Below are 9,265 nucleotides of genomic sequence, written 5' to 3' on the forward strand. Positions count from 1 at the left end.
ATAATGTTTATTTATTTACTTATTCAAAAAGTGTACCAATACTACAGTAAATTCACTTCCCTTTCCTACTTCGGAAGTAAAATGAATGCTACCCCCGTAGGAAAGTACGATGTTTTTCACCATTGCTAATCCCAAGCCACTACCACTGGTTTTGGTAGTGAATTTTGGTTCGAATATCTTTTCTTTATCGGCGTCGGGGATACCCGTACCATTGTCTTTTACTTTTAGAGTAATATCGGTATCGCTTTTATTGAGGCTCACTTCAATAGAAGGGAAAGGTTCGTTTTCGGTAGCTTGTAGCGCATTTTTCACCAAATTGGTAACTACACGACCGAGCTGGTCTTTATCGAATACACTTATAATCTCATCGTGAGAATGGGTGAAGTGAATTTCATCAGAATTAAAGATATCTAAAGTGCGTTTGATAACAGACACAAAATCGAATTCCTCATCATTTTTAGCAGGCATATTGGTAAGTGCCGAGAATGCAGTAGAAATATTACTCAATATGTCTATCTGTTGGATAAGAGATTCGCAGAATTCATTAGTTTGTTCAGCGGTTTGAGGCTCTCGAAGGGCTTTGCGTTGATAACTTTGCACGGAGAGACGCATAGGAGTAAGAGGATTTTTGATTTCGTGTGCTACCTGCTTTGCCATATCGCGCCACGCTTGTTCGCGTTCGGATTGCGCCAAAAGGGCTTTGCTGTTCTCAATCTCATCAATCATTCCATTATAGGCATTTACCAATTCGGTAATCTCGGTAGGGGCAGATTTGAGAAGTATCTTTTCGTTTTGGGAGAGCAAACGAGTTTTCTCTAAACGACCTTCGATGGTTTTAAGCGATTTGGTAATATATTTAGAGATGAAGTAAGCTACCGTAAGGGCAACTACCAAGAGCGAGAAATACACCATCGCTAAGTTGTACAGCGACCCTTTTAAAGCGCGCTCGTTGAAGGTGTCGTTCTCGAAATAAGGAATGTTGAGAATAGCGATAGGCTTGAACTGCAAATCGGTAATATAACTGTAAGAGGTTTGGTAACCACGCCCTGCAAATTCGTGGTGCTCAACAAGACGTTTATTGAGTGTAGCGGAAAGCTGATGCAATACATCAGGAGGAATAAAAAAAGCATCTTGGTCCGGCGAGAGAGAGGCTTTGGAGCTTTTTAGCAGAACGCCGTCGAGGTCATAGAGGGCAAAGTTTAGGTTTTGGATATTGGCAATGCTGTAGATATCCTCCCGAAAGATAAGGGGTATATAAGGGGTTTCGACAGGGAAAGTGGTTTGCGAGAATACATATTGTATCTGCATCTTGATTTGGTTTTCCTTGTCGATAAGTCGCTCATCGTGATATTCTAATGCCTGTTTTTTATACTGCCCAATCATTACGAAAGCCAAAATAGCAAAAGCTACTAGCACGAGTAGGGTCATACTGAGGAATATCTGAAAGCGAAGGGTGTTTTTTTTAAACATAGTGTCCCCTTATTACAAGTTATTTTAAGCCTATTACAAAGGCTGCGGGATAAGATTTTTTAATCTCTACAAGTTTCTTCTCAGCCTCTAAACGCGTACGGAAACTACCAAGGCGCACTTTGTAGTTAGGCGACTCGAAAGTGAGCAATACAGGGTATTGTTTGTATTTGCTTTTGGCATCGAGCATTACTTTATTAGCTTCGGTGATATTGCCATTATAGATTTGTACTTGGAAAGCACTCTCGGTACGAGCTATTTCCTTTTTGAGTTCCATAGCATCGGCTATATTCTTTTCCTGACTAATAGTTATTTGTGCATAGGAAGTGCTTGTGAGCAATAGTATTCCAGCTATAAATATGTTTTTCATCATCAATATAAATTTAATTCTTTTGTTTTCTTTGGCGTAAGAACCAATACAATTTACTAAATCCAAAGCCTATGCCAAACAAAGCTATAAAGAAAGTAAATATACCTTCCAATACTTTTAAATTGATAGGTTCACTTTGGGGAACGTAGAGTATTTGTCCGTTAGCAGTACCTATAAGTCCTAAGAGAGTGATAAGCAAACTCACCAAAAAGTGTAGCTCTAAGCGCAGGCCTTTCTCGGGCAACAGCTTTTGAAGACCCCAAGCACCTAATATAATGAAAACTACCACGCTCGCACCTATCCAAAAAGCAATATGCTCAAACGATACCCCTGTATAATAAAAGATAGATTGAGTGAGTACATAGAACAATGCAGGAAAGATAAGCAGGTTAGGATACCACTGCAAAACTTTATGCCAGCGACTTTCTTTACCTTTGAAAAGCGTACGTAGTGAAGTAAAACAATACGCCATACACACAGCAGTTTCTACGGTGAGCAGTACGGTAATATTGCCAAGCACTTTGGGGTTGCTGAGCATTGTTTGGAGGGTAACTTGTGACTGCTCTGAGGCAAAATCAGTAGCTAACCAAACAAACAAGAAACAAACAGCTGCAAATAACGCCTGTTGCCACAGTTTCCAAAAACTGAGTTTCAGCACTACGTTCAGCATTATAAAGACTGTAAGAATTGCTATTACCATATCACATATCCCTTATCTCTTACTTACATTCTCAGCTACGCCAGCTCACCGACTTTACTTATTACCTCTACTGAGTCTTTTCCGTCGTTTTGTTTCCAGTGTACTACCACACGCTCATTATTGATAGCGTCTACTTGCTTACCGCTGTAATCGGGTTGTATGGGAAGATGACGACTAAAGCGCCTATCAATAAGCACTAAGAGCTCTATTTCAGAAGGACGCCCGAAGCTCTGTATGGCACTAAGAGCAGCGCGAATACTGCGCCCTGTGTAGAGCACATCGTCTATAAATACCACTCTCTTGTTTTCGACGATAAAGTCGATAGCAGTAGAGTTGGCTTCAAGAGGTCTACCTGTGCGCCTAAAATCGTCGCGAAAAAAAGTAATATCCAATAAGCCTAATGGAATATCAGCAATGTGGTATTCGTTAGTAAGTAGTTCTACCAATCGCTCAGCTAAATAAGTGCCACGAGGTTGGATACCGATAAAAACCGTATTCGAGAAATCGTTATGGTTTTCTATCAGCTCACAAGCAAGGCGATGTAGCATTACTTGGAGTTCCTTCTCGCTGAGGATTTGTTTTGTATAGGTATTCATTTGACTTAAAAACTGAGGGTATTTAAGTTGCGTTGAGCATCGGCATTGCCCTCGCTAGCGGCTTTTTGGAAAAAGACTTTGGCGTTTGCTTTGTCGCCCAACATATAGTAGCAAGAGGCGCGATAATTATTCAGTACAGCATCTACGGGCACTCCTAAGCTCTCCATTTCAGCCATATCGTTAATAGCTTTTTGGTATTGCTGGGTGTTGTAGTAACTAATAGCACGATACCTGAGCCCGTCTATATGAGCAGGCACTTTCTCTAAGAACTTCGTAAATATAGGAATAGCTTCAGCATAACGTTGCTGCAAATAGAGTTGCATTGCCTGAGTGTAAAGAGGAGCAAACTGTTCTACCTGCATACGCGAGATAATCTTGTTGCGGTTATTAATTATATCTTTATTATCGGGCAAATACACAATGGCACTATCTAAGGTAGCACGAGCATCAGCTATTAAGTTATTTTTCTCTTGTAGATAAGCCAAAGAGTTCCACGCTTGTACCTCACTGCGATTACTGCGAAGGGCGTCTCTATCTACATCTACGTGGAAACGGTTTTTCAGTATAGTTTTCCACTTAGGTTGTGGTTTCTGCACACTGTCTTTCTCCAAGCCTAAATACTGTTTGAGCAAGTGAATCGATTCTTGTTCTTTACCCATATTGTTCAGCGCAAAGGTCTCTAAATTTAGGTTACCGAAGAAATTAGGCTTTATCATTCGGGCTTTATGGGCATATTTATAAATACTATCGTTGTTTTTGTTTTCTTCCATAAAGTATGATACAGCAGTAAAATACTCAGGACGCGCATCATAAGGGTGGTAATGAATGGAAGCCAATACCTTACGTGCCTCATCGAATTTCTTTTCGTCTATCAAGTAACGCGCCTTTTCTACATCTACAGGCTCAGCCACTGCCGTGAGATTTGGAATACGAGGATAGTTGCGTATCAGGTAATCCGAAGGTGATTTAGTAGGACGCACCCCTTGTTGCTCTTCTTTTACCATACGTTGTATTTTAGAAGAATCAAAGTACATACGCTCTACTACCACATTCAAAACCATTGCCACTACGGCTACTGCTCCTATAAAACCTACAACACTCATTGGCAATTTGCGCTCTTCTGCTTTTTTCTTACTGAAATACAATACTGCCAGACCTACTGCTATCCCTACATAAATACCAAAGAGGGCTTGTATTTCGGGGCGGTCTTGAGGAAAGTTAAAGAATGCATCGAACGAATAAGCAAAGAGACCAAACAATGGTAAGAAAAACCATTGCTCTTGCTCAGGATTCTTGTTTTTATAAGTGCCTCTTAGGAAATAATAAGCTGCCAAGAGGAAGATAGCCAAGAACGCCAACCCTGCAAAGATTCCCGCTTCGGCGGTGAGCTCCAAAAAGTCGTTGTGGTTCTTATACATATAAATATAATGCGGACTATAAGAATTCTCATACTGTAAGAAGCGTACCTTCCAGTTACCAATGCCTACGCCCAACAGTGGGTCGTTCGGAATCATATCGGTAGCAGTAATTACCCAAGCAGTTTTACGCAAGTTGTTACTGGTATTCTCTTGATTAGTTACCTCAGCCAAACGAGCCCCGAAGCTGGTGCTTTGTCGCACTTGTTGAGGGTATAAATAGTTCTGTACAAACGAGAAAATACCAAAAGCAAGAACTACCAAGCCTACGTGCATCAGTACTTTTACGCCCGTTTCACGGCGTTTTAAGATAAAATAGTCGATAGCACCATACGTGATGAAGATAAGCGTTGTAAGAATAGTTGCTAAGTAGAAAGCACGGGTACTCATAAAGAAGATTGCCAAAGTACCGACTAAAACACCTATCCCCCCAATGATACGCAAAGTGTTTTTATAAAAATAAAACAACCAGATAGCAAAAGGTATCTTAATAAACATAGCCGAAGCCAAAATATTCTTGTTAGAATACGAGCCTTTGATATTGTAATCGGCACTAATACCCTTGATGATGCCTTTTACCCCGTCGAGGGTTACCAAAAAGTCATAACACAAAAGAATTGTCATCGCAACTGCCAAATGTACTAAACTCTTTTTGTTGTAAATTACCAAAGCCGATACCATCCAAGCAGCTGAGAAAGCTGTAAATATCTTAAAGAAGTGCAAAATCGCTTCTTCTATATCAATAGCTTTGGTAAACGAGAGCAATGCCAATACCATTATCAGGCAGTAAGCAATCCCTATTTTATTGGTAAAAAAGCCAAACAGTAATTGTGTGCGTTCTCTGAATTCTTTAATAAAAAACACAAGCCCTACTACTATCAAGTTCAGAATAGCAAAGGTGTAAAACTTTGTAGCATTGGAGTCGAATGCCATCCAGTTAGGGGTAAGTACCGTTACATAGCCATAGGCAATGAGCAAGACACTCGCCAAAAGTTTCATACTCGAACTCCCTTCCTCACTCACTGTGGGGGTAGGTTTAATAGGATTCTTGCTGGGTGTTTTCTTCTTGTTGGGTTTCATCTTATGTATTTATATAATTTTTCTTAATTACTTATATCTTGATAGTTACCTCCAATTATAATCAGTCTTTTATACCAGAAATTCTATTGAATATTTGGTGTTCTTTTATTTGTTGTTTGGTGTTAATAATGGCTATGATAATCACTTCTGACAATTCTTCCAAAGCAATATAATGAATTCCAAAGTGGAATCTTTTAGTAAAGAAAATACGAACCTCCTCATATTTCTTTGGAGCAACAAAGGGAAAGTCTTTTAATGTTTCTATATAATCTACTATTTCATTATATGCTTCGAAACCTAAATTTTCTCTAAAAACATTGTAATAATCTATAATATCATTTAACTCTTTTTCTGCTCTGGGGTGGAAAATCAAACTAAATGACATACTTCTCTGATATTTTTTTCTTTACTTCTTCAAAAGGAATTCCAATAGAAGGGTTCTCTTTTATCTCTATAACTCTTTTATCCAACTCTTTTTTAAGAGAATCAGATAAAAAAGATTGTTCATACTCAAATTCCACTCCCATTTTTTCAAACAAAGAGGTCAATTCAGCTTTTTGTATTTCATTCTTAGGATACACTAATAAACACATATTATTTTAATTAACAATTAATATCTGTAAAAGTCGCTTTCACATCTCATTTACCTTTATCTCTTACCTTTTACCTGCTTTTGTGGCTCTTACTGCCCGTGCGACTCGCACCTATTTGAATCATCTCATACGCTAGTCCCGTTTGCTTCACTACGTCTTCGGTGCGTTGCGAATGAGTATCGGTGATAAAAAGCTGTCCGAAATGTTTTTGAGTAACTAACTGCACCAACTGCGTTACGCGAGTATCGTCAAGCTTATCAAAAATATCATCTAGAAGCACTATAGGCGTAATCCCTAACGATTGCTTCAACACTTCAAACTGCGATAGCTTTAAGGCTATCAAAAACGACTTCTGTTGTCCCTGACTGCCATACTTTTTCATCGGGTAGCCCTCAATCTCAAAAAGCAAATCGTCCTTGTGAATACCTGCGGTAGTGTATTGCGCACTGCGGTCTCGCTCAGTATTTTCAGCAAGCTGGGTAGCCAAATCGCTTTGGTGCAAACTGCTGTCGTACTGCAAACTCACTCGTTCCTTACCCCCCGAGATATACGCGTACTGCTCGCTGAAGATAGGCAAAAACTCTTCCATAAAAGCTCGCCGTTTCTCATAAATGTGTTGTCCTAAGGGCGCCAACTGCTCGTCGTAAATGTGCAAAGTCTCTAAAGAGAAAACGCCTCCTTCTGCCATTTGTTTCAGTAACGTATTGCGTTGCAAGAGCGTGCGGTTGTAGCGCAAAAGCAGTTCTAAGTAAGCCCTATCAGTTTGCGAAATCACACTATCCAAAAACTTACGGCGTGTTTCACTACTTTCTACTATCAAGTCGCGGTCGGAAGGTGAAATGAGCACCATAGGGTATTTACCTATATGGTCAGCCAGACGTTCATAGGCTTTACCGTTGTGTTTCATCACTTTCTTCTGTCCTTTTTTAAGGCTACATACTATCTGCTCTTCACGTTCTTCTTGCCGAAACTGTCCTTCGATAAGATAAAACTCCTCGCCGTGACGTACACTCTGCGCTGCCGAAGTAGTAAAGTAGCTCTTCGCCATACCTAAGTGATAAATAGCATCAAGCAGATTCGTTTTCCCTACACCATTATCTCCTACAAAACAGTTGATAGTAGGGCTAAAGGCATACGCTTGTGAGAGTATGTTCTTGTAGTTTACGACCGATATTTGTTTGAGAAACATCATTTGTTAGTGCAAAGGTACGAATAATTTGTGAATTACCAAATTTGTCGATTGGGTAATGCCTCCTAGATATTCTCTGAGCCTCTCCGAAAAAGTATGAAAACTCAGAGTACTCCGAAAAATAAGGCTTTCTACTAATTTTAATCTGTCTCATAAAAACAAAAAAGTAGAGAAAAATGCTATTTTCTCTACTTTTTTAAGCTGTTTTTATTCTGAACGTTTTCTTGTAAAATTGAAAAATAGTGTTCTTTCTAATAAATATATTCTGTAACAGACAATTTTTCCTCAGGTTTATTTTCTTCATTAGGAACTGAGTAATGTGTATCTCTTACAGGATAATCGCCGTTATATTCATAAACGGTTCTAAAGGTTTCCTTAGAAATCTTGTTAGGTTCCTTTGGGTTAGTCCCTATTTCGGTTCGCTTGATAATATTGTTTCTGCTTACCCCTGTTGTAAAGTAATCCGGATATAAATCTCTAAATGTAGGAGAAAACAAAGGGTTTATTTTATTATCATATTCATAAGTAATAACAATGTCATAATCTTTATAATCTTTATACTCTTGTTTTACTACATTCCCATTAGCATCTAAAGTATATGTACGTGATGAATATATTTTTTTGTTTTCTACAAATCTCTCTGTACTAGCGATTATTTTGTTTCCTTCACTATACTGGTAGTTTACTTCTTCATAATTATCCTGACGGTAACGAGTTAGTTTTTTAATGACTCTCCCATTGCCATCATATTGATATTCTGTTGTTGAAGGAGTGCTATTATATTTAGATTTAGACACCTCACGTTCTAATTTTCCTTTATTGTAAAAGAATGAAACTTCGGTATCTCCATATCTCTCTTTTACAGGGCGTTTGCCATCATATTCATATTCTGTAACAGAAGAATACGAAACAGTATCCGCTTGATAGTGTGTATAAGATTCTTTCTTAGGGCGGGCATCGTCATACAATTCAAATATACGTTCTACCCGAAGGTAAGGACTTGTTGAAATAATTTTCTTAGGGTGTTTAGCTGAAACTCCTTCCTCACTTCCCCCATTGTCCTTACTACAAGCTACAAAAGTAGCTATTGCTATTAAAGCTAAAAATATTTTCTTCATCGTTTAAAAAGTATTTGTTAATCCGCACAAAAATACACACTTTTTTGTTCCCCACCAAATATTTCATCATCTTTTTTTGTTTTACATATAACACAAACCTTTTCAACCTTCCTGCCTATGCGCTCACACCTAATCTGCTAATTCTCTAATTCCCAAATTTTCTAATTCTCTAATTTCCCAGCCCGTCCAACTCACACCTAATCTGCTAATCTCTAATTTCCAAATTTTCTAATTCTCTAATTTCCCAGCCCGTGTAGCTCATACCCGCTCGTCTGTATCACACCTAATCTGCTAATCTCTAATTTCCCAGCCCGTCCAGCTCACACCTAATTTGCTAATTCTCTTTCCCGTCACACTCCCTCCTAGTGCCTATGGTCTAAGGCCTATTGCCTTTTCTCTTTCTTTCGTCACGAAACCCCGTTTTTAACGTTTTTCGTGTTGTTGTATCACAGTATGAATCAACTACTTATATACCCTTTCTATACCAATCGTCCAAGATTCGTATAAGCTTCCTATAAACTCTCTATAAGCTAACCCCACCCTTCTTACAGCCATTTTTCACCAAAAATTTTCTTAACCCTCTTCCGAACCTTTCCGATTTTCTTCGTACCCGTTTACTAATCTATTAATTTTCTCATTCTCTCATTTTCTAATTATTAAAAAAGCTATTCACATTTAAAAAAAAGCTATTTATATTAAATCTACGTAAGAGCTTTTTACAGTATTTTTGCCCCGTT

General features: G+C 38.6%; 9 protein-coding genes. All 9 read right to left on the reverse strand.

What is annotated here, in order from left to right; all coding sequences use genetic code 11:
- Window positions 1-15: 15 nt before the first annotated feature.
- The 9 genes from HW278_RS07660 to HW278_RS07700 all read right to left on the reverse strand — a co-directional run bounded on the left by HW278_RS07660 (window position 16) and on the right by HW278_RS07700 (window position 8,528).
- A complete protein-coding gene (locus tag HW278_RS07660) occupies window positions 16-1,470 on the reverse strand; it encodes a sensor histidine kinase (RefSeq protein ID WP_128091571.1) in 1,455 nt (484 codons plus the stop codon).
- Between the two features lie 19 nt (window positions 1,471-1,489).
- Entirely contained in the window at window positions 1,490-1,840 is a 351-nt protein-coding gene (locus HW278_RS07665) for an SPOR domain-containing protein (RefSeq protein ID WP_178977449.1), read from the reverse strand.
- A 10-nt stretch (window positions 1,841-1,850) separates the two neighbouring features.
- The gene (locus HW278_RS07670; protein WP_178977450.1) at window positions 1,851-2,537 is read right to left on the reverse strand and encodes a hypothetical protein; all 687 of its coding nucleotides are present in this window, start codon (window positions 2,535-2,537) and stop codon (window positions 1,851-1,853) included.
- Between the two features lie 35 nt (window positions 2,538-2,572).
- On the reverse strand, window positions 2,573-3,133 hold the full coding sequence (gene pyrR / locus HW278_RS07675) for a bifunctional pyr operon transcriptional regulator/uracil phosphoribosyltransferase PyrR (protein WP_048747813.1): 561 nt from the start codon (window positions 3,131-3,133) through the stop codon (window positions 2,573-2,575).
- A gap of 5 nt (window positions 3,134-3,138) precedes the next feature.
- Entirely contained in the window at window positions 3,139-5,628 is a 2,490-nt protein-coding gene (locus HW278_RS07680; protein ID WP_178977451.1) for an O-antigen ligase family protein, read from the reverse strand.
- A 61-nt stretch (window positions 5,629-5,689) separates the two neighbouring features.
- The gene (locus HW278_RS07685; protein ID WP_002675094.1) at window positions 5,690-6,013 is read right to left on the reverse strand and encodes a type II toxin-antitoxin system RelE/ParE family toxin; all 324 of its coding nucleotides are present in this window, start codon (window positions 6,011-6,013) and stop codon (window positions 5,690-5,692) included.
- A complete protein-coding gene (locus HW278_RS07690; protein ID WP_255493562.1) occupies window positions 6,003-6,209 on the reverse strand; it encodes a hypothetical protein in 207 nt (68 codons plus the stop codon). Before HW278_RS07690 ends, HW278_RS07685 begins: the two co-directional genes overlap by 11 nt.
- Before the next feature lie 82 nt (window positions 6,210-6,291).
- Entirely contained in the window at window positions 6,292-7,413 is a 1,122-nt protein-coding gene (gene recF / locus HW278_RS07695) for a DNA replication/repair protein RecF (protein ID WP_406568143.1), read from the reverse strand.
- Window positions 7,414-7,661: 248 nt separating this feature from the next.
- Window positions 7,662-8,528 (reverse strand): peptidoglycan-binding LysM, encoded by an 867-nt coding sequence (locus tag HW278_RS07700; protein ID WP_178977452.1) that lies wholly within the window; start codon window positions 8,526-8,528, stop codon window positions 7,662-7,664.
- Between the last annotated feature and the right edge of the window lie 737 nt (window positions 8,529-9,265).

Source organism: Capnocytophaga sp. oral taxon 902 (assembly GCF_013394735.1).
In the GTDB taxonomy this organism is placed as follows: Bacteria; Bacteroidota; Bacteroidia; order Flavobacteriales; family Flavobacteriaceae; genus Capnocytophaga; species Capnocytophaga ochracea.

Coding starts and splice junctions, on each gene's coding strand:
- recF (WP_406568143.1), bottom strand. CDS start 7,413: ATGATGTTTCTCAAACAAATATCGGTCGTAAACTACAAGAACATACTC.
- HW278_RS07685 (WP_002675094.1), bottom strand. CDS start 6,013: ATGTCATTTAGTTTGATTTTCCACCCCAGAGCAGAAAAAGAGTTAAAT.
- HW278_RS07680 (WP_178977451.1), bottom strand. CDS start 5,628: ATGAAACCCAACAAGAAGAAAACACCCAGCAAGAATCCTATTAAACCT.
- HW278_RS07670 (WP_178977450.1), bottom strand. CDS start 2,537: ATGGTAATAGCAATTCTTACAGTCTTTATAATGCTGAACGTAGTGCTG.
- HW278_RS07660 (WP_128091571.1), bottom strand. CDS start 1,470: ATGTTTAAAAAAAACACCCTTCGCTTTCAGATATTCCTCAGTATGACC.
- pyrR (WP_048747813.1), bottom strand. CDS start 3,133: ATGAATACCTATACAAAACAAATCCTCAGCGAGAAGGAACTCCAAGTA.
- HW278_RS07700 (WP_178977452.1), bottom strand. CDS start 8,528: ATGAAGAAAATATTTTTAGCTTTAATAGCAATAGCTACTTTTGTAGCT.
- HW278_RS07665 (WP_178977449.1), bottom strand. CDS start 1,840: ATGATGAAAAACATATTTATAGCTGGAATACTATTGCTCACAAGCACT.